1 protein-coding gene is annotated in these 653 nt (G+C 66.8%); it reads left to right on the top strand.

The window, feature by feature from the left end; translation table 11 throughout:
- The coding region (locus tag A5706_RS33455; RefSeq protein ID WP_197517767.1) for a Gfo/Idh/MocA family protein at positions 1-653 on the top strand (653 nt) is incomplete at both ends.

Below are 653 nucleotides of genomic sequence, written 5' to 3'. Positions count from 1 at the left end.
CCGTTCACCGCCAATGCCGCCGAGGCCCGCGACATCGCCGAGCTGGCCGCGAAGTCAGATCGCGTCGTCATGGAGGCAATCCAATACCGCTACCATCCGTTGACTTCGCGCGTCGAGCAGATTCTCACGTCAGGCGAGCTGGGCAAGCTCGAGCGGATCGACGTCTCCTTATGCGTATTGCTGCCGAAGCGCTCCAACGCCAACGTCTACGACTACTCCCTCGCCGGTGGCGCGCTGATGGACGCCGGAGTCTACGCGGTTGACATGCTCCGCACTTTCGGCGGTTCGACCCCGGAAGTCGTTGCGGCACAGGCAAAACTGCGCGGGACTCAACTGGACCGGGCGATGACGGCCGAGTTGCGCTTCACGAGTTGGCTCACGGGCCGGATCCGCTGCGCGCTGTGGTCGTCGGATCTTTTTCGAGCGAGCGCCAGGATCGTTGGCGATCGCGGCCGGCTGCGTTACCTCAGTCCGGCTGCTCCGCACTTGTTGCCCCGGCTCACGATCCGCTCGGCCGACGGCAAGCGGGTGGAGCGCTTCCCGCGCCGCACCAGCTATGCGTACCAGCTCGAGGCCTTCGCCGCGCAGCACCGCCGCGGCAAAAGCCTCGAGCTGGTACGCGAAGGTGGCGCGCCGCGGGAAGCGCTCGACGC

The organism is Mycobacterium sp. E796, assembly GCF_001672815.1.
Classification (GTDB): Bacteria; Actinomycetota; Actinomycetes; order Mycobacteriales; family Mycobacteriaceae; genus Mycobacterium.
This window is presented reverse-complemented; position numbering and strand designations above follow the sequence as displayed.